Raw genomic sequence first — 20,957 nt, 5'->3', positions numbered from 1 at the left:
TTTATTGTTGTATTACTTGTGAGAATTAACCACTAAGTTTTTAGTGTTTTTGTTTTTCAGCTTCTGCATTCCTCTGATAAGTGTTCATAGATGCCGGTAAAAGGCTTAGGTAGTGGGTAAGCAAGATCTCCGTGCTTACTGGTTTTAAGTCCCAGGCTAACCAGGGATTCAGCCAGTTTTACGGCAGCTGTTACACCTTCAACTATTGGTAGTCCGACTCTTTCACTGATCTGTTCGGTCAGATCAGCCATGCCACCGCAACCGAGAACAATGGCGCCAATACCATCTTCTTCTTTGGCGCGCAGACACTCTTCAACGATTCTGTCCAGAGCAAGGTCACCGTTATCTTCCAGATCCAGTACAGGAATTTCTGCAGCACGAATCTTCCGACAGTGATGAGAGAATCCATACGATTGCAAAAGATGTTCGGCAATGATTCCGGTGCGGCCAAGTGTTGTAACTATTGAAAAGCGGGTACTGATAAGAGTCGCCATATGGAAGGCCGCCTCTGCAATACCAATAACCGGAGACTGGGTCAGCTCCCGCGCAGCCATCAATCCCGGATCACCAAAGCAGGCAACAATGAATGCATCAGCAGTTTTATCGCTGCGTACTTCTTCTACAACGCCCACTGCACTAATTGCTTCATCATAATGACTTTCAATCGATACCGGCCCGCTACGGGGGTTAGTTGCAACGATATCAGTGTTGGAGCTCGCTATATGCTGAGCAGCCTCTCCAATCTTCTGAGTCATGCTTGCAGTGGTGTTTGGGTTAATTAAGCGGATCTGCATATGTACATTCCTTTCGGTCTATGAATTAACAATAGATAGAGGTTTGTTGTTTTTTGTATGTGTTCATTGTGGACAATAAGCACTCTCATTGTCAATGCAAAGCGTTTTCAATTGGCGCGCTGTGGTGTTGACAATTATTAAGACTGTAATGATAAGACGTTTTCGGACAGCAGGCTTGACAATATATAAGGCGGAATTATCTCTATAACACTTTGTTAAATAACTGGTTTTGTTATGGTTTAAGTGTTGTGCTTAGCTTAGGGCTAAATTATTGACACTATAAATTTTGTCACGATACTTTTCATTTGGATGATTGTTTTTCATTTTGAAATTTGTCTGCCTGAAGCAAAAAAGTAGTATTTTTAGTATGTTTCAGGCCTGTGGTCGGTCTGTTTGTGGTGTTTGTTGTAAACATGTGTCTTTGTTAAGGTTAACAATATTGGTTTTTTGATTTGGCTCAGCTTTCGCTTTATAAATAAATACGTCTCGCTGGCACAGGTTAAGACGTGAAGTGATTTCGTTGCAGATGATAGATTTATGAAAGGGTTCTGCTGGCGAAGCTATGGGTTGGCAGAGTGAATCAGGATAAAACCATTGGTAGTTAAAACATTGTAACGATTGGTGTTCACTCTTTTGTGTAGCGGAGTAAAGTGATGGTAAGTGGCTGGCCAGATAGCTCAGGGGGGGGATAAAGCCCTTCAGTATGAGCAATTTCCAGCAGTGCTTTTAGCTTAGGCATAGAACCTTGCTATGATTTTTGATGTGGAAAGCTTTCCTTACTGTCTGGACGCTATGGTTTGATGAAAGTGATTGCCCTTCCTGAATATGGTTAAGCCGGTTTCACGGGATGGCGGAAAATACCAACATTCAAAAGTAATTTCATGACCTCGCCATGGAGTTATACATCAGATAAGCCTTGTGGAGTGTTAAAACCAGGCTTTGACTGAAGGGAGGGACATGGCCTGACGGGGCTGGCCCGTCATGACCTATCCATATTATGGCTAGATTGTTCCGTATACCGACGTTGTTTCGCTGGTACCCGCTATTGCTGGTTGCACTGCCGCTATGCATGGCGCTGTTTATTGCGGTTTCCTTTCAGGCCGCTGAGCAAAACCGTCGACTGGCTGTGGATTCAGCAGCTCAGGTTACGCATGAAGCCTCGCAAATGGTGCGACAGCGGTTGTTATCTGTGGTTGAGCAACAGTTGGTGGCAGCTGGAGCATCAACAGCACTTCAGGTTGAAAGTTTGATGCAACGGGCTATCAGCGTCACTTCGACTTTGGCAAATGTGCTTTCCAGTATGAAGGAGGTGGAGCTTGCTGCCGATGTAGGGTCTGAATCGGTCAACCGGATTCTCATGAGCTTGCTGGATAATAACCCTGATTTTCAGGCAATCTACACGATCTGGGAGCCGGGTATTATTAGCACGTCAGACTCCACCTATGCAGATGTACCCGGTTACGATGCGAGCGGTCACTATGCACCGTACTGGTACAGGAAGGTTAATGGCACTATTGAATTAAAAGTAGCGCACAAATATGCCGAATTCTTTGCCAAAACAGCCGTTAACGGCGGTGGCGATTTTTATCAGCGAATCCGGAAGGAAAGTAAAGCCCCGATACAGGTCCTATGGCAAAGGCAGCCCGAGCAGGGTACTGCCTCCGTCATTACAGTGTCCGTTCCAATTATTATGAAGCAGCGTGTTGTCGGCGTAGCTGGTATCGACCTTGCTGTAAAGCGGCTTCAGTTGCTGATGGATCTTGAGGCCTCTAAAGGGCTGGATCCAGAGCTGCAGTTGGCGCTAGTAAGTGCCGAGGGCAGTATTGTTGCAATCTCCGGCAGCCGTAACCGCATTGGGACCATGGTTAGCAGGCAGTTCACCGATAGTTCATATCGGTCTCAGCAGTTTCGTGAGCTTTCTGATAACTCCCTCTCGCTGCTGCAACCGTTGTTTTTTGGCGATAACGTTCCCCCATGGGGGGTCTACATAACGCTACCGCGCAAACAGGTTGAGGCGAGTACCAGGAGTATTCATCAGGAAATGTTGGCGGAAGTCCGACAGCTGGAAAACTCACTGATTGCCCAAAGTAGATCCAACCTCTGGCGACAAGGGGCAATCACGCTGGTTTTGATCCTGTGTATCTTATTAATTTTTCGGCTGATGCGAGCTTTGGAACACAGGGAGGGGGACCTGCGTCGCAGTGAAAACCGGGTGCAGGCGTTGCTGGATAACACCACCGCAATGATTTATATGAAGGACCTTGATGGTCGGTACGTGATGGTCAACCAACGCTGGCTGGAACTGTTTCATTTCACGATGACGCAGGCTCTGGGTCAAACGGATTCAGATCTGTTTCCTGTTGAGATCGCTGGGAAATACCACGCAAACGATATCAAAGCTGTTGAACAGCACAGGGCGATTGAGTTTGAGGAAGAGGCGCTTCAGGATGATGGTTTACATACCTATATTTCATTGAAGATACCACTCTTTGATAGCAAAGGCCGCTGCTATGCGACCTGTGGCGTGTCGACCGATATCACCGAGCGAAAAAAGGCTGAAGAAGAGGTGCAACGGCTGAATACTAAATTGAAATCACGTACCCGGGAGCTGACAGAAGCCTTAACATTGTTAACCGTCGAGCAGCAGAAATCCGAACAGCTACTGCTCAATATCCTGCCTGAGCCGATCGCAAAGCGGCTCAGGAAGGGTGAAGATACAATCGCCGATAGTTTTGTTGAAGTGACAATCTTGTTTGCCGATATCGTCAATTTTATGCACATTTCAGTAGACCTTTCTTCGCGAGAACTGGTGACATTGTTGAATGAAATTTTCTCGGAATTTGACCGGCTCTGCGGGCGGCGGGGGCTGGAGAAGATCAAAACTATCGGTGATGCTTATATGGTCGTTGCAGGGTTACCTGTTACCAGGGATGATCATGCAGCAGTTATCGCAGACATGGCCCTGGATATGCTCGTAGCCATTGAGGAATTCAACTGTCGTCACGGGACTCATCTGAGTATACGGATAGGAGTTAATAGCGGTCCGGTGGTCGCAGGTGTAATTGGTACCAGGAAGTTTATCTATGATGTGTGGGGGGAAGCCGTAAATGTGGCGGCCCGGATGGAGTCCCATGGCCTTAAAAACCGGATCCAGGTGACAGAAAGCACCTATGATAACCTGAAAAGCCAGTTTGAATTTGAAGACCGTGGACTACTTGAGATAAAGGGCAAGGGTAAGATGCACACCTATTTTCTGAATGGACCCAAACGGTCGCATTAGGGAAATGGAATTAAGTTCGTTTCTTGAATCATCAAAGTGTATTTTTCGAGGTAGTATTTTAATCGTATGTTTTTTGTTCGCTTGCTGTGTCCGCTAACCGTTTTTCTAGCAAGCAGGTGCGCTTATCCTGAGCGGGTGATTCATGGCTAATTCTATTTGAGCTCTATGCCGGAAACGGTCTCAGCAGGCAGGCTTAATCGCCACGTTAATGGCGATAGCATTCAGAACGATAACGCTGAGGGGAGCAAGGTGTATAAGCTCCAAGAGTTATCGATTCAGTAGATAGCGTTGTTGATCTCATAGAATAAACAGTTGTGGAACTGGTTATAGAGTGGCGCTAGATGAAGAATCTCACCGTCACATTGTGTTTGTCGCTTATGATCGCGGAGTTCATATCCCATGCAAAACGCTCTACCAGTTTTCTGGACAGCCTGAGACCTAAATCAAAACAGGTGCTTAGCTTTTCGTCAGTACCTGAAACGGTATTAGGGATTTTGATATGCTTTGCTGGACAGCGAGTGAATTTTCCTGCCCTAAAGCATCTTCAACTTCGTTTACGGCTTGAAGGAGTGATTGTTGCAAAGCCCAATAAAATTACTCCGCAACTAGCTCAGCGCTTCTGGCTTGTCCCCTGAGTTTTTCCCCTGAAATATTGGTGTTGTAAGCTGAGCCAGTAAGCCCCAGGCAGTACTGCTAAATAACGCTTCGGTAAGGCTGGTATCATTATTGGTTAACGATCCTGTCAGGGAGAAAGAAGGGGCAGGTTTTTATAGGCTACTGGCGTATTCAGGTCTGCAGCTTGTACTGTCAGATAGGCCTGCTGCAGGTCTGGCTGGTGCCCAAGATCCTGTGACGGAAAGCTTGTTAGCGGAACAATAGTTTCTGGATACATTGCAGCAGGGGGAGGCAGGAAAGGCCTTGAGTGAACCGGTTTAATTCTGGGGTTAAGCTCCAAGGTCTTTGTAATTGGGTTCATCAAACATCAGAAGCCGCTTGGAAAGCTGGAAGATGTTTTAGGTCAGTGGCTTGCCTGGGCTGATCATGGGCCTGGAGATGGTAAAGTCGCTATAAATCCATAGCTACCTTTAAAATCTTAGTGGTTTGTTCCGCGTGCGATTAGCGTGCGAATTTATAGAAAGGTTTTGCACAAGAGAAGAAAGGACTAGATCTATCGCCAATTAGTAACTGGTTGATAAAATAAGATCTAATCCTTTCTGTTTGTTTCAGTTTTTACAGTCCCAGTTTCTCTGCAACATAGTCGGCGTCTTTGTCTCCTCGGCCGGATAGGTTGATCAGAATGCGCTGATCTTTACCCATGGTTGGTGCTACACGCATCGCCCAGGCAACCGCGTGAGCACTTTCCAGCGCAGGAATAATGCCCTCAACACGGGACAAGGTCATAAAGGCATTGAGGCATTCTTCATCGGTCGCAGATTCGTACTCTACCCGTTCGATATCTTTCAGGTAACAGTGTTGCGGGCCAACGCCTGGATAATCAAGACCTGAGGCGATGGAGTGAACCGGCAACGGCTCACCGTCGTCATCCTGCAATACGTAGCATTTGAAACCGTGCAGTTCGCCCGGTGTACCCAGTGTCATTGTCGCTGAGTGATCAGGTGTATCGAGGCCTTTTCCTGCAGGTTCAACACCGACGATCTTAACATCGTCATCGTCAAGGAATGCGGTGAACAGTCCCATCGCATTTGAACCACCGCCAACACAAGCTGTAATTACATCCGGATTCTTGGCGAATTTGTCGTTGAACTGCTGACGGGCTTCACGGCCGATGATGCTCTGGAAATCGCGTACCATTTTCGGGAACGGATGTGGGCCAACAACAGAACCTATGGCGTAAAGATACTCTACCGGATTCTCCAGATATGCTTCGAAAGCGCTGTCTACTGCATCTTTCAGGGTGGCGGTGCCGCGGGTAACCGGTACCAGCTTACAACCCAGTATCTTCATCTTAGTAACGTTAGGATGTTCCTTCTCGATATCCACCTGGCCCATGTGAATTTCACAAGGGATGCCGACAAGTGCACAAGCCGTTGCCAGGGCAACACCGTGTTGTCCGGCACCGGTTTCAGCAAGCACTTTCTTTTTACCCATAAACTTAGCCAGCAGGGCTTCACCCAGACAGTGATTGATCTTATGGGCACCGGTATGGTTCAGGTCTTCACGCTTCAGGAAGATCTGAGCGCCGCCGAGTTGTTCGCTCAGGCGCTTCGCATGATAGATCGGGCTGGGGCGACCGACATAGTCCTGAAACAGGCTCATCAGTTCATCTTGAAACTCATCGGTCTGACGAATCGTTTCATAAGCCTGGTCGATATCGTCCATCACCTTTTTCAGTTCAGGGGGGATAATCTGACCGCCGTAATTACCGAAAAAACCCTCTTTGTCTGGCATTGGCGCGAAATCGAACTTGCTCATAGGACCTCTCTCATGGGGAAACAGATACACCGCTGTTGTTATTGTGATACTGATTTAGGTAGCGGTGCTGTTATTGTGTATATAAAGACAAGCAATATATCGCTGTAGGCCATGGTTGCCAAGGGTGGCATCGAGATTTTTTGATCTGTGTTACAGGGTTTTCAAGGGAGGGGGCGGCTAATGGTATCGCCGGGTGATCAGCCGAAATCCAGTTCGATCTGCTGCTCTTTGGAAACGGATTTTTTATAGCCGAGATTTTTCTGTTTTTTGCCGATAACGCGCAGGTGGTTCCGCGCTTCGTGATAGCAATGGTAAACAGTATGGTTAAATGCCCCCTGATCACTGACAGAGTTACCCCAGGATTCGGTCAGCACCCAGTCTCCCATCAGATCCTGATAGAGGCGGACGATGAAAAAGTCCTGTTGTTTATGCCAGCGAATAATCAAGGAGTACGACCATAACTCAGTTAATCTGCATCTTTATGATGCAATCCAATGTGGCGGGGAATTATAATCGTCGTTTAGTGCCTAAACCAGCTGAATTTCCATATTCCGGAGCCTTATTTGAACCTTAAGTCATTAAAGATCGTCGCCGACGAAAATATTCCAGCTGCAGAGCTGCTTTTTTCGGGTTTTGGCGAAGTTGTCAGGCGCCCGGGGCGTCAACTGAGCGCGACGGACGTAGCCGATGCTGATCTGTTGCTGGTGCGCTCGATTACACCGGTAAATGAAGCTTTACTGGCTGGCAGCAAAGTTCGCTTTGTCGGCACAGCGACTATCGGCACCGATCATATCGATCAACGCTATCTGCAAGAGAAGGGCATCAGCTTTGCCAGTGCGCCGGGCTGTAACGCCGATGCGGTGACTGAATACGTACTGAGCGTGTTAAGCCTGCTGGCGGGTGAGCAGGGATTCAAACTACAGGATAAGACGCTGGGTATTATCGGTGTCGGCAATGTCGGTGGCCGTTTACAGGCCCGGCTTGAGCAGATCGGGGTTAAGCTACTGCTCAATGATCCACCACGGCAGCAGAGCGAAGGCGGTGAGTTTTGTGAACTGCACAACCTGTTACAGCAAGCCGATATCATCTGCATGCATACGCCGCTGGTAAAAGGCGGTGATCATCCTAGTCTGCACTTATTAAACAAGAGTAATCTGTCGTTAATTAAACAGGGCGCTATCCTGCTTAACGCGGGGCGTGGACCGGTAATCGATAACCAGGATCTGCTTGAGTGGCATCGCCAGCGTGAAGATGTGACGCTGGTACTGGACGTCTGGGAACATGAACCCAGAGTGGATGCCGCACTGGCTGAGCGGGTCAGAATAGGTACGCCGCATATTGCAGGTTACAGCCTTGATGGTAAGATCCGGGGCACGTATATGTTGTACCATGCTTTCTGTGCTGCAAACGGCATTGAACCACAGCTGACGCTGGGAGAGTGTCTGCCACAGGATAATGCGCCGGAACTTGAACTCAGTGGTTGTGTTGATCCCGCCAAGGCTATTCATCAGGTGTACGATCCCCGGCAGGATGACGCCCGCTTCAGAGATTCCCTGCTCGATCAGGCGGAGCAACCTAAGCAGTTTGACCTGCTGCGCAAGCACTACCCGGTGCGACGAGAGTTTGCTGCGGTGAAGCTTAAGGGGGTAACACCAGGTTCCGGGGTCGCTGCGCAGTTAACGGCGTTAGGCTTTAATACAGACTAATTCATACTGTTTTTTCAGACTTAACAAAGACACAGAAATTGCCAATGTATATGGCGCTATATCTTCTTCACCCCATGGACAGACAACAATGACGCTTAATCAGCAACAGGATCAGCAGGACAGCGTTAAAACACTGGCCGATCTGCGTTTACAGATCGGCGAACCGGTGCGCATCGAAGTCAAAGCACCCCGTGGCCGTTACAATGCCAAGTTGCTTGGCTACGCTGAAAACGCTGGTGTATTCATCAGCGCGCCGGTTAGCGGCGCATCGGGAAGCCCCGCCTTTGTGACTGAAGGCAGCATGGTTACCGTACGAATGATCACTGGCAACCGTATCTGCTCCTTTCAGAGTAAGATTCTGAAAGAGCACGACACCCCGTTCAGTCACTGGCTGTTATCATACCCCAGAGAGTTGGATCTGAAACTGATACGTCGTCATACCCGGGTACCGGTGAAGCTTATGGTATCGGTTGATGATCATGATGAAATGGCCGAACATACCGATCTGCCCTGTTCAGCATTGTGTGTTGATATGAGCCTGGGTGGTGTATGTCTGCAGTTACCACGGGCTATAGGTAAGGTGGGCGATCAGTTTTATCTGACCACCCGGGTTCAGATCGGTGATATCGAACAGGTACTACTAGCCCCGGTCGAGCTATGCAACCAACACAATGTCGGCGAAGAGATCGGCGAGATCTATAACCATGGCTACAAATTTCTCGAACTGGATGAAGATACCCGGCTTATTATCGCCGCATTTGTCTATCAGCAATTTTTAATTGAGACCGGTAACCTGGATCGGTCAGGGCAGGAGTTATAGATGTTTCGACTGGGATTGATCATAAATCCATTAGCCGGTGTCGGCGGCAGTGTCGCGCTGAAAGGCAGCGATGGCGAGGAAACCGCACGCCAGGCGCTGGCACTGGGCGCAGAACCGAAAGCCAGCATGCGCACACTGCAGGCGCTGGAACCGCTCAAAGGGCTTGATCTGAAGCTAGTGACCTATCCGGGTGAAATGGGTGAGAACGCCGCGCGGGGCGCGGGTTTTGATCCTTCCGTCATAGGTCATATCGAACCGGGCCATACCACCGCCGAAGATACTGAAACCGCCGCCCGGCAGATGGTGGAAGAGGGTATCGACCTGATACTTTTCGCCGGTGGCGATGGCACCGCCCGCAATATCTGCGATGCGATCGGTGACAGCGCGCCGGTATTGGGTATCCCGGCCGGGGTGAAAATCCACTCCGGGGTGTACGCCGTTACGCCGAAAGCCGCCGGAGAGATTGTCGCCATGCTGGTCCGGGGTGAACTGGTGACCCTGGCCGACCAGGAGGTCCGTGACATCGATGAAGCCGCATTCCGTGAAGGTAAAGTACGGGCGAAGTATTACGGCGAGCTGATGGTGCCGGCGGAAGGCCGTTTCCTGCAGCATGTCAAAAATGGTGGCCGTGAAGTAGAAGAGCTAGTGCTCGATGATATCGCCGCCGATTTTGCCGAAACCATGGAAGACGATGTCCGTTACATCATCGGCTCAGGCACCACCGTACAGGCGCTGATGGATTCATTAGGCCTGGAAAATACCCTGCTCGGCGTAGACCTGATCGAAAACGGCGAACTGATCGGCCAGGACCTGACCGCCCAGCAACTGGAAGAGCTTACCTCCGGCCATGAGACCCGACTGGTGATCACCGTAATCGGTGGTCAGGGGCATATTATCGGCCGGGGTAACCAGCAGCTCAGCCCGACACTGCTGCGCCGCTTAGGTCGCGAGAACATCATCGTGGTGGCCACCAAAAGTAAGATTAAAGAACTGGAAGGTCGCCCCCTGATCGTCGATAGCGGCGATGCCGAACTGAACCATACGATGTCCGGCCTGATCCGGGTAGTGACCGGCTACCGGGATTCGATTCTGTATCGGGTGGCTGATTACTGATCGCATTTATAACCCTGTCTCACAGGGCAAAACTCCCAGACTCTGTTATTCTGAAATAGCACTGGGAGATTGTCATGGGATTCGAACTGTTACGATTTATGCTCACGCTGGTTTTGCCCGACTGGATGCAAAACCGGCAGCCGGACGAAGCACACTTCTATCGCCGTAAGTTCACTGCGGCCTATCGCGCCAAAAAACAGCGTGTAGCCATGCTCTGGTGCGGCAGCGGCCTGTTGATGCTACTAATCCCGGTACCCGCCTTTGTCATTACCACCTCACTGCTTACTACCTTCATATCCTTCTCCCTGCTGGATGAAACCGGTTAACGAACTGGTAAAGCGTTTTTGTATAAAAAAACCCGCCATCAGGCGGGTTTGTGTCTTACAGAATGCTATGCGTTATTTAGGCAGGCTGCCTTCAACGCCTTGCACGTAGTAGTTCATACCAGATAGTGCGCCGTCATCCAGCACCTGACCGGCAGGGATTACTTCTTCGCCATTTTGATTGATCACCGGGCCCTGGAACGGGTGCAGTGAACCATCAATAATGCCCTGTTTAACCTTCTCGGCTGCGGCAACGACATCGGCAGGCACCGCGGCATTCCAGTCAGCCAGACCGACTAAACCATCTTTGATGCCACCCCAGGTATTACTGGTTTCCCAGGTACCGTCGATTACCGCTTTAGTACGGTCGATATAGTACTGGTTCCAGTCATCGATGATAGCCGTTATCTGGGTTTTAGGGGCATAGCTGCTCATGTCAGATGCCTGACCGACACTCCAGACACCGCGCTGCTCAGCAACCTGTAGAGGTGCGGGGCTGTCAGTGTGCTGCAGGATAACATCGGCACCCTGATCGATCAGTGTCTTGGCTGCATCGGCTTCTTTACCCGGATCGTACCAGGAGTTAACCCAGACAACTTTTACTGTCACATCGGGATTAACAGCACGGGCAGAGCGCGCGATAGCGTTGATACCGCGTACTACTTCAGGAATAGGGAAGGAGGCAACGTAACCGATGACATTTGATTTTGTCATATGACCTGCTGCTGTACCGACAACATAACGACCCTCGTAGAAACGGGCGTTATAGGTGCTCATGTTGCGGGAATCCTTATAGCCGGTGGCGTGTTCAAACTTAACCTTAGGGAATTTTTTTGCAACCTTCAGGGTCGGGTTCATGAAACCGAAGGACGTAGTAAAGATCAGGTCATGGCCGCTCGCTGCCATTTTACGCACTACACGCTCAGCATCCGGTCCCTCTTTAACGCTTTCGACGAAGGTGGTTTTTACCTGATCGCCGAACTCTTTTTCTACCGCCTGACGGCCGATATCGTGACGGTATGTCCAGCCGTGGTCTCCCACTGGGCCGACATAGACAAAGCCGACTTTGGTTTCAGCCATCGTCTGCCCGGCAATGGCCAGACCTGCGACGGTCGCAGCCATGCCAAGAATCTTCTTAAACGGATGCTTCATGGTTTTCTCCTGGAGGTTCTTCTTCATATTATTATCTGCAACAGCATTTATTTAGTTTTTAACTAGTTTGTAGTGAGTTTGTAGTTATCTCTAAATCAGGCTGTTGGTCTGAATGTTCGGGCAAGGGATGCCGGTGAGTTTTCCCGTAACTTCAGCTGATCCCGTGAGATCAGCACCAGCACCAGTATGGTTGCCAGGTAAGGCAGCATCGACAGGAATTGCGACGGGATATCCAGCCCGAAACCCTGACCATGCAGCTGCAGAATAGTGACGCCACCGAACATATAGGCGCCAAGTAATACCCGCCATGGCTTCCAGGTGGCAAATACCACCAGCGCCAGTGCCACCCAGCCCCGTCCTGCGGTCATATTCTCTGACCACATCGGCGTGTAGATAAGCGACAGGTAAGCGCCACCAAGGCCGGCCATCATGCCGCCAAACAGTAGTGCCATATAGCGAATTTTAATCACCGGGTAGCCCAGTGCATGACTGGATTCGGGTGAGTCACCGACCGCCCGCAGTATCAGTCCGCCGCGGGTGCGGAAGATGAAGTAGCTCAGGCCAAACACCATCGCCACCGACAGGTATACCAGCAGGTTATGATCGAACAACAGAGGGCCGATAAACGGGATCTCTGATAGCAGCGGCAGCGGCAGATTACCCAGTGGCTCAACCGTGACACCGACAAAGTCGAGGCCGATCAGGGCGCTGAGGCCAACGCCGAAGATTGTAATCGACAGACCTGTTGCGACCTGATTGGTCATTAACGTCAGTGTCAGGTAACCGTGCAGCAGCGCCGTCAGCATACCTGCGAGTGCGCCGGTCAGTACGCCGACGTAAGTGTTGCCAGATATCAGGGCACCGGCAAAAGCACTCACTGCGCCGAGCAGCATCATGCCTTCAACACCCAGGTTGAGTACCCCGGAACGCTCTGTTATCAGTTCGCCCAGAGCGGCAAACAGCAGTGGCGTGGCAGCGCCGATAATGGTCAGGCTTGCTGCCAGCAAGATGGTCATGGATTCACTCATGCGCCTGCCTCCTGGTTTGCAGTTTCAGTTTCAGCTGTGGCCTTCTTTGCAGAAGGCTGGCCGAGGCGAATCCGGAATTTGATCAACACATCGCACGCCAGCAGGAAGAACAGCAGCATGCCCTGAAATACTCCGGTAACCGCCTGTGGCAGTCCCATTTCAATCTGCAGGGTTTCACCGCCGAGATAAGACAGCGCCAGCAGCAGGCCGGCAACCGTTACGCCGAGCGGATGTAAGCGACCGACAAAGGCGACTATGATAGCGGTAAAGCCGTAACCCGGGGATACCTGGGGTACCAGCTGTCCGATCGGACCGGATACTTCAATCATCCCGGCCAGTCCGGCAAGACCACCGCCCAGCATCAGGCTGAACCAGATCAGGCCTTTCTCTTTGAATCCGGCAAAACGGGCGGCGCGAGGAGCCGCGCCCACCACTTTAACCTGGAAGCCGATCAGGGTGCGGCTTAACAGTACCCAGATAGTCGCGACCACAAACAGCGCAAGTATCAGGCCGATATGCAGTCGGGTATCTTCAAGAATGATCGGCAACAGTGCTGATTCACTAAACAGGCGTGACTCGGGAAAGTTAAAACCCTCCGGATCTCTCCAGGGGCCGTGCACCAGGAAGCTGAGGAACAGACCGGCAACATAGGTCAGCATCAGGCTGGTTAAAATCTCATTGGCATTGAAGCGGGTTTTTAGCCAGGCGGGGATCGCGCCCCAGGCCATGCCGCCCAGTACCCCGGCGATCATCATTGCCGGCAGGACCAATACGCTGTCACTTTCAAATGCCAGCAGGGCAACGCCACCGGAGGCGACCGCACCCATGACCAGTTGCCCTTCGGCACCTATATTCCAGACATTGGCTTTAAAGCCGATAGAAAGACCCACCCCGATAAGTACCAGCGGGATCGCTTTCACCAGCAGCTCACTGAAACCGTAAAGATCACTGATCGGCAGGATAAAGAAAGCATGGAGGGCGTCCAGGCCATCGATGCCCATCAGGCTGAACATCAGAAAGCCGCTGACCAGTGTTAATACAAGTGCCAGCAGCGGAGACAGATAGACCATCAGTTTGGACGGTTGCGGTCTGGCGACCAGAGATAAACTCATTGTGCGGCTCCTTGGTCCAGATCGTTCCCCGTGCGGGGCTGTGTATCTAATGCAACGCCGGTCATCAGCAGACCAACATCTTCGGCACTGACGTCGTTAATAGCGTAGGACTCGGACATGCTGCCACCACAGATCGCAGCGATACGGTGGCTGATTGCTAACAGTTCATCGAGGTCCTGGGATATCACCAAAACCGCAGAACCTTCGGCAGCCAGTTGCAGCAGGGCGCGGTGAATCAGTGCTGCAGCACCGGCATCAACGCCCCAGGTCGGTTGGGCAATGACCAGCACTTTAGGTTGCTGCAATACTTCACGCCCGACGATGAACTTCTGCAGATTACCGCCCGATAGACTACTCGCTGGCGCTTCCTGGCCCGGGCAGCGAACGTCAAACTGTTCGATTACTTTGCGGGTAAAGCTGCGTACTTTCGGTAATGAAATAAAGCCTTGCTTGAGAAAAGGCTGACTGACGTAACCGCTGAGCAGTGAATTATCTTCCAGCGACATGTCCGGTACTGAGCCGTGGCCCAGTCTCTCTTCCGGAACGAAGCAGAGGCCCAGTTGTCGTCGCTGACTGGTGCCGCGCTGGCCGACGGGCTCACCGCCGATCAGGATCTCATTCGCATCGCACAGTACCTCGCCACTGAGTAGCTCTAGCAGTTCGGCCTGACCGTTACCGGCCACCCCGGCAATGCCCATTATCTCGCCGCTGCGTACGTTGAGATCGATATCATGCAGGTCGATACCAAAGCTTTGCTCAGACTTGCGACTCAGGTTCTTTACCTCAAAGCAGACCGGTCCGGCCTCCTGGTGAGTGCCACGTTGTGCCACTTCAAACTCTTCGCCTATCATCAGTGCCGCCATGCTGGCAGGGGTTTCATCGGCTGGAATACAATCGCCTACATTGCGGCCCAGGCGCAAAATGGTAGCACCTTGGCAGAGTTGCCGGACTTCATCGAGTTTGTGACTGATATAGAGAATTGAGCAACCCTCAGCCGAAAGCTGGCGGAGGGTGACAAACAGGGTTTCCGCCTCTTGTGGGGTCAGAACCGAGGTCGGCTCGTCCATTATTAGCAGGCTTGGGTCTTGTAGCAGACAGCGAACGATCTCGATCCGCTGCTTTTCACCCACAGACAGGCTGTGTACCGCCCGGTTAGGGTCAAGTGGCAGGCCGTAACGGGATTCTACCTCGAGGATCTGCTGTTCCAGCTTATCCATCGGCGGCGGATTACTCATACCTAACGCGATATTTTCTTTAACACTGAGGGCTTCAAAAAGGGAGAAATGCTGGAACACCATGCCGATACCCAGTTCCCGGGCGTGGGCGGGGTTGGCAACCTGAACCTCGTTACCTTCCCAGGTCATCGAGCCTGAGTCGGGTTTCAGGAGCCCGTAAATCATCTTTACCAGAGTACTTTTGCCCGCACCGTTTTCACCGAGTAAGGCATGGATCTCACCGGGCAGGATAGACAGATCAACGCGGTCGTTGGCCAGGCAGCCGGGAAACTCTTTGACAATGCCCTGAAGCAACAGGCGGGGCTGGCCTGCATCCTGATTGTCGTCATTCTTCTTCATTAACACTCCCGCCTTCAATGGCGCTTGCCTTCTGTCTGGCAGAAGAGACATCTTAAATCCAAAACAGGTGGACGATACCTCATAAGCCTCGAGAAAGACACGCTAAGTTGTTTTTATAATTGAGCGTTGTTAGAACTTACAGAAAACCCGTCCTGCTGGTCAAGTTTTAACCGCAAATATACCGGATATTTAACGCCCATTGAGGAAATAGTTGTTATGTCATAACGGCTTAGGATTTTCATGCGGTGTAATTACAGATGCTACAGAGATGCAAAAAAAAACCGGGCAGGGCCCGGTAAACTGTCTGTTTCGGGTGATCAAAACAGCAGAGCAGAACCCTTACGGGGACACGTAAGGGTTTGATTAAGATCTACAGGTTTTGACGCTATGCCGTTAGCAGCAGAGCTGTACCCATCAGAGCCGTGATACCGCCAAAAGTTTTAAGGATTAATGGCATACGCGGTTGTAGTGCCTGTGCTGAGACTGCACCGAAGAATTGCAGCAGTGCCGATCCGGCGATAAAGCCTGCGGCGAACAATACCGCCGATATGCCAACGACCTCTATGCCGTGGGCCTGACCGTGGGCCAGAGCAAATACTGCCGTCAGCGCCAGGCTGATCTGTGCCGGTAGCCTTGCGGCACAGCAAATCAGCAAACCTGACACCAGCAGTGATGTTGCGATAGTGCCTTCCATCAGTGGCATAACAAAGCCGTTTACGGCGCTGATAAAGCCAGTCAGCAGCAATGCTATAAAAGTCGCAGTGATACTCAGTTGCAAGCGGCCCTTCTGTTGCGCTGCCCAGATACCGACGGCCAGCATCGCCAGCAAGTGATCCAGACCTGTAAAGGGGTGGGCAAAACCGGCGATCAATCCTGCAGCGGTTTCGCTTCCGGTGTGGGCCATAGCAGGGGCGGTGGCCAGCATGGCGGCGCTGGTTACGGTGATGGCGAAAACAGGGCTTAGCTTCATATGCACTACCTTTTTATTTTTTAGCTAAAATAGTCAGATACCGGTCAGGCTTTATGCCCATAGGATCATTCCTAACGGGTACTGGTGTTAATTCTGTTGTTAGAGTCAAAAAAGCAAAAACAGGGCCAATACTGTGTAATTATCAGATTTTTTAATTGCACCCTGTTTTTCGCGGTCAGGTTCAGTGTCGGCTATTGTGTTGTTGATATTACGGAGTTTGGGCTGGAAAGCAGGTTACCAGTTGAATGGGGTAACTGGTTAATCAGGATGGATCACCCACTTTGGTGATGCCTCATGACCAGGATCAGTCATAGTGGGTAATAAATCCTTATGCTGCACCTGCGAAGTAATGCTTTTAGTAGTAGAATCGGGCCATAGAAAAGAGTTAATGAAAGAACACAATAAGCTGGAGAGCTGTCTTGAGTACCAGGTATCTCAAACGTTTTTTTAAACCGAAATCCATTGCTGTATTCGGTGCCTCGGAACGGGAAAACAGCATGGGCGGTGTGGTCCTGAATAACCTGCTTGAAAGCGGCTATCAGGGCAAATTGATGGCGGTTAACAAGCGCGGCTATAAATCCGTATTCGGTGTGACCTGCTACGAAAGCTTGTCGAAATTGCCGGAAATGCCCGATCTGGCAATTATCTGTTCGCCACCTGAGTCTGTTGCCGATCTGGTACGCAAACTCGGTGCCCATATGGTTAAGGCAGCGATGATCCTGACCGGTGGTTTGTCCCGCTCCAGTGAAACCCGCGGTAACTGCCTGCGCGATGATATTCGGGAGGCGGCGAAGCCTTATGGTATCCGTATTCTTGGGCCTGACTGTATGGGGCTGCTGGTACCCGGCCAGAACATGAACGCCAGTTACTCCCACGTTAATATCAGTAAAGGCAAGGTCAGCTATATCGGCCAGTCAGGGCTGTTGGGTACCGCGATGATCGACTGGGCCAATGGCCAGGAGATCGGTTTCTCGCACTTCATGACCCTGGGGGACGGGGTCGATGTCGATCTGCCATCGATCATCGATTACCTCGCGCAGGACCCGTATACCCAGGCGATTCTGTTACAGCTGGATCATGTAATTGGCTCATCACGTAACTTTCTCAGCTCATTGCGCTCGGCTTCCCGCAACAAGCTGGTGCTGGTGCTGAAATCCGACATCGTATTTGATGAAGATAAAGGGGACGTCGCGCCGGGTATTAAAGATGAAGACCTGGTTTACGATGCCGCGTTGCGCCGGGCGGGTGTGGTGCGGGTAGAAACCAGCGATCAGCTGTATAACGCGCTGGAAACCCTGTCCCGCATGAAGCCGATGCGTGGCGAACGTCTGGCCATCGTCTGTAACGGTATGGGGCCGAACGCCCTGGCTACCGACCAGTTAATTAAACGCGGCGGTGAGCTATCCCAGCTGACCGACGAGACCGTTACCGCGTTGCGTGAAGTTTTGCCGGAACACTGGAACCTGCAGAATCCAATCGATCTGCATGCTGATGCCACGCCGGAACGCTTTGCCCGTGCCACCCAGATACTGACTAAAGATAAAAATGTCGATGCGGTGCTGGTTATCCATGCGCCGACCCGGCTGGCTCCCGGGGTTGAGACCGCCGATGAGATTATCAAGGTCGCCCGCAACACACCGCGTAATGTACTGACCTGCTGGATGGGGCGCAGCACGGCGATCGAATCCCGTAATCACTTTAACAGCGCCGGTGTGACCACCTTTATTACCCCCGAAGAAGCGATCAATGCCTTTATGCACATGGTCGATTTCCGCCGCAACCAGGCGGTGATGAAGCAGACCCCGGCACCGTTTGTCGGGCAGAATGAGCAGAATCACAAACATGCCAAGCAACTGATCGCCGATGCCCTGGCGGAGAAGCGCGATTATCTGACCCATGCAGAAGCTTGTGACCTGCTCGACCAGTATGAGATCCCGGTATCCAACAGCCACTATGCCGACGATGTCGATCAGGTGGTGGAAATCGCGCAGAAGCTGGGCGGGGCGGTCGCGGTTAAGGTAATGCATCAGGAAAATATCTACCCGTTTAACTATGACCACAAGAACCACCTGCGCTGGAAAGACCTGGCGCTGGACCTGTTTTCCTCCGGTGAGGTGAAGCATGCGGTGACTAAACTGGCTTACCGGGTGCAGGAGCGCTTCCCCAACGATGAGATGTTGGGCTTCTGCCTGCAGCAGATGAAGCGGGGCTTTCAGTCGGTGCAGATCAATATGGGCATAACCCGGGACCCGGTATTCGGCCCCTTACTGGTCTTTGGCAGCGGCGGTTACGCGGTCGATGTAATGGCTGACCGGCAGGTGATGTTGCCACCACTGAATCTCAGTCTGGCGCGGCAGCTGGTGATGAACTCCCACGTTTACTCGATTCTGAAAGAGAACAGCGATCAGCTGGAGCGCGATCTTGACCAGCTCAGTGAGCTGTTGATCAAACTGTCGCAGATGGTGGTTGAGCTGCCTAACCTTAAAGGTCTGGAGATCAACCCGCTGCTGATCAACCATCGTGGCGTACTGGCGGTCGATGTATCGGTTTCCTTAGGCGAACCGTCGCAACTGTCCATTTCTCCTTATCCGGAACACCTGACCGAAAATATCGTGCTGAAACGCTCGAAACGCAAAGGCATAGTACGGGCGATTCGTGGCGAGGACGAACCCAATCATCTGGAGTTTTACAACAAACTCAGCCCGGAATCGATCCGCCTGCGCTACTTCTATAGCCGGGGCATTCCGACCCACCAGGAGCTGGCCAACTGGACCCAGATCGATTACGACCGTGAAATGGCCTTTATCGTTACCGCGCCGAAAGTCGATGGCATCGGCTGGGAAACCCTGGGTGTGGTGCGGGCGGTGACCGATGCCGATAACGTCCGTGCCGAATTTTCAGTGGTGATTCGGGACGATCTGCAGGGCGAGGGCCTCGGCGTGGTACTGATGCAGAAAGCGGTCGATTACTGCAAAGCGCGGGGCACCCTGATGCTGATGGGTTCGACCCTGACTTCTAATAAGGGGATGCAGGGGCTGGCGCAGAAGCTGGGCTTTAAAAACAGCTACAACATGGAAGAAGATGTGATCGAGATGGAGATGATGCTGAATAAACCGGTTGAAGACTGGCAGATCTATCGTCTGCAGCACTGATTTCAGATCGGCTGAAAATCTAAAAAGGACTCAATATGAGTCCTTTTTTCTGTCATATCCTTACCGGAAACCGGTAAATACATGTAAACTTTGGCTTTTCTTATGGTCTTCATTCACTATGCGGCATGACCTTACTTAAGGAGATAGTACATGGCTAGTTTGAAATTGAAACAGGGAGTGGTTCTCACCTCGAGTACACTGTCCTTCACCGTCTGCTTTATGATCTGGATGATGTTCGCGGTGATCGGCATCCCGATTAAAGAACAACTAGGTCTTAATGAGACCCAGTTTGGCCTCTTGGCCGCAACACCGGTACTGACCGGTTCCCTGACGCGGCTACCGCTGGGCTTGCTTGGGGATAAATTTGGTGGAAGAATTGTACTCTTCCTGCTGATGCTTTCGACGGTAGCACCTATCTACCTTCTTTCTATGGCAACAGAATTCTGGCATTTCATTGTGTTGGGGCTTTTTGTTGGTGTGGCGGGCGGCTCATTTTCGGTCGGCATCGCCTACGTTGCCAAATGGTTTGATAAGAGTAACCAGGGATTAGCCATGGGTATCTTCGGCGCAGGTAACGCCGGCTCCGCTCTGACCAAGCTGATCGCACCATCGATTGTGATCGCGTTTGGCTGGGAGATGGTGCCGACAACCTACGCGGTTATCATGCTTGTTACCGCCATCCTGTTCTGGTTTTTCAGTTTTGAAGATAAAAGCCACCGTATCGCTTCTGATGTTACTTTTGCCGATCAGCTGAAGGTACTAAAAGACCCGCATGTCTGGCGTTACTGCCAATACTATTCATTTGTGTTCGGTGGCTACGTCGCGCTGGCGTTGTGGATGACCAAATACTATATCGGTGAATACGGCTTTGATCTGAAAACAGCGGCATTGCTGGCGGCCTGCTTTTCGCTGCCCGGCGGTATATTAAGGGCATTTGGCGGCTGGTTCTCAGATAAGTATGGTGCCCATTCGGTCACCTGGTGGGTAATGTGGGTGTGCTGGATCTGCCTGTTCCTGATGTCCTATCCGCAAACGGAATTTACCATCCAAACCATTGAGGGTCCGCAGACCTTCGAGATCGCACTGACGCCTACAATATTTACAATCCTGCTATTCATAGTCGGTGTCGCCATGGCGTTTGGTAAAGCATCGGTCTACAAATACATTGCCGATGAATATCCGGATAATATGGGTGCGGTTTCCGGCATTGTTGGCCTGGCGGGTGGTCTGGGCGGCTTTATACTGCCAATAATGTTTGGTGCGTTACTCGATCTCACAGCAGTCAGGTCTTCCGCTTTCATGCTGATGTTCGGTATTACCTGGGTATCGCTGATCTGGATGTACGTCATCGAGGTCAGAAAAACACCGATTATGGGACCGGGGTCTACTAGTAGCGCAGCAAAAGAAAGAGTATAACCGGGTTCAGAATAAATCTGTCTAAAAGACAGATCACTATGACAATAAAAAAAAGGGCTCATTGCGAGCCCTTTTTTATATTCT

The 20,957-nt window shown here is 51.2% G+C and carries 15 protein-coding genes; 7 read left to right on the top strand and 8 right to left on the bottom strand.

Translation table 11 applies throughout. The features are described 5' to 3' along the window. Nucleotides 1-56: 56 nt before the first annotated feature. On the bottom strand, nucleotides 57-794 hold the full coding sequence (locus ACQUQM_RS07985) for an aspartate/glutamate racemase family protein (protein ID WP_432473956.1): 738 nt from the start codon (nucleotides 792-794) through the stop codon (nucleotides 57-59). Nucleotides 795-1,791: 997 nt separating this feature from the next. Here ACQUQM_RS07985 and ACQUQM_RS07980 point away from each other — a divergent pair. Next, complete coding sequence (locus ACQUQM_RS07980) at nucleotides 1,792-4,074, top strand: adenylate/guanylate cyclase domain-containing protein (protein ID WP_432473955.1); 2,283 nt, start codon at nucleotides 1,792-1,794, stop codon at nucleotides 4,072-4,074. Between the two features lie 1,230 nt (nucleotides 4,075-5,304). Here the strand turns inward: ACQUQM_RS07980 and trpB are convergent. Both trpB and ACQUQM_RS07970 read right to left on the bottom strand, forming a co-directional pair. Further along, nucleotides 5,305-6,507 (bottom strand): tryptophan synthase subunit beta, encoded by a 1,203-nt coding sequence (gene trpB, locus ACQUQM_RS07975; protein WP_432473954.1) that lies wholly within the window; start codon nucleotides 6,505-6,507, stop codon nucleotides 5,305-5,307. Between the two features lie 197 nt (nucleotides 6,508-6,704). Further along, nucleotides 6,705-6,953 (bottom strand): hypothetical protein, encoded by a 249-nt coding sequence (locus tag ACQUQM_RS07970; RefSeq protein WP_432473953.1) that lies wholly within the window; start codon nucleotides 6,951-6,953, stop codon nucleotides 6,705-6,707. Between the two features lie 117 nt (nucleotides 6,954-7,070). Between ACQUQM_RS07970 and pdxB the strand changes: the two genes are divergently transcribed. The 4 genes from pdxB (at nucleotide 7,071) to ACQUQM_RS07950 (ending at nucleotide 10,472) form a co-directional block, all read left to right on the top strand. Continuing rightward, on the top strand, nucleotides 7,071-8,213 hold the full coding sequence (gene pdxB, locus ACQUQM_RS07965) for a 4-phosphoerythronate dehydrogenase PdxB (RefSeq protein ID WP_432473952.1): 1,143 nt from the start codon (nucleotides 7,071-7,073) through the stop codon (nucleotides 8,211-8,213). Nucleotides 8,214-8,301: 88 nt separating this feature from the next. After that, nucleotides 8,302-9,033, top strand: a complete 732-nt coding sequence (locus tag ACQUQM_RS07960) for a flagellar brake protein (RefSeq protein ID WP_432473951.1) — start codon at nucleotides 8,302-8,304, stop codon at nucleotides 9,031-9,033. Further along, nucleotides 9,034-10,146 carry an ATP-NAD kinase family protein gene (locus tag ACQUQM_RS07955; protein WP_432473950.1) on the top strand — a complete coding sequence of 371 codons (1,113 nt, stop codon included), beginning with the start codon at nucleotides 9,034-9,036 and terminating at the stop codon, nucleotides 10,144-10,146. A 74-nt stretch (nucleotides 10,147-10,220) separates the two neighbouring features. Then, nucleotides 10,221-10,472, top strand: a complete 252-nt coding sequence (locus ACQUQM_RS07950) for a hypothetical protein (protein ID WP_432473949.1) — start codon at nucleotides 10,221-10,223, stop codon at nucleotides 10,470-10,472. A 72-nt stretch (nucleotides 10,473-10,544) separates the two neighbouring features. On the opposite strand, the gene ACQUQM_RS07945 is transcribed toward ACQUQM_RS07950, so the two are convergent. From ACQUQM_RS07945 to ACQUQM_RS07925, 5 genes are all read right to left on the bottom strand, one after another. Continuing rightward, entirely contained in the window at nucleotides 10,545-11,648 is a 1,104-nt protein-coding gene (locus ACQUQM_RS07945; RefSeq protein ID WP_432473948.1) for a BMP family ABC transporter substrate-binding protein, read from the bottom strand. Between the two features lie 68 nt (nucleotides 11,649-11,716). Further along, nucleotides 11,717-12,649 (bottom strand): ABC transporter permease, encoded by a 933-nt coding sequence (locus tag ACQUQM_RS07940; RefSeq protein ID WP_432473947.1) that lies wholly within the window; start codon nucleotides 12,647-12,649, stop codon nucleotides 11,717-11,719. Further along, complete coding sequence (locus tag ACQUQM_RS07935; protein WP_432473946.1) at nucleotides 12,646-13,761, bottom strand: ABC transporter permease; 1,116 nt, start codon at nucleotides 13,759-13,761, stop codon at nucleotides 12,646-12,648. Before ACQUQM_RS07935 ends, ACQUQM_RS07940 begins: the two co-directional genes overlap by 4 nt. Next, complete coding sequence (locus ACQUQM_RS07930) at nucleotides 13,758-15,335, bottom strand: ABC transporter ATP-binding protein (protein ID WP_432473945.1); 1,578 nt, start codon at nucleotides 15,333-15,335, stop codon at nucleotides 13,758-13,760. The genes ACQUQM_RS07935 and ACQUQM_RS07930 overlap by 4 nt, the downstream gene beginning before the upstream one ends. A 385-nt stretch (nucleotides 15,336-15,720) precedes the next feature. Next, nucleotides 15,721-16,305 carry a HupE/UreJ family protein gene (locus tag ACQUQM_RS07925; RefSeq protein ID WP_432473944.1) on the bottom strand — a complete coding sequence of 195 codons (585 nt, stop codon included), beginning with the start codon at nucleotides 16,303-16,305 and terminating at the stop codon, nucleotides 15,721-15,723. Nucleotides 16,306-16,724: 419 nt separating this feature from the next. Here ACQUQM_RS07925 and ACQUQM_RS07920 point away from each other — a divergent pair, with 419 nt between their 5' ends. Next, nucleotides 16,725-19,457, top strand: coding sequence for a GNAT family N-acetyltransferase (locus ACQUQM_RS07920; RefSeq protein WP_432473943.1), 2,733 nt, complete (start codon nucleotides 16,725-16,727; stop codon nucleotides 19,455-19,457). A gap of 150 nt (nucleotides 19,458-19,607) precedes the next feature. After that, entirely contained in the window at nucleotides 19,608-20,873 is a 1,266-nt protein-coding gene (locus ACQUQM_RS07915) for an MFS transporter (RefSeq protein ID WP_432473942.1), read from the top strand. Nucleotides 20,874-20,957: the final 84 nt, after the last annotated feature.

The organism is Amphritea sp. HPY, assembly GCF_050870985.1.
GTDB lineage: Bacteria > Pseudomonadota > Gammaproteobacteria > Pseudomonadales > Balneatricaceae > Amphritea.
The sequence above is the reverse complement of the archived record's forward strand: the minus strand, read 5'-3'. Positions and strand labels throughout refer to the sequence as shown.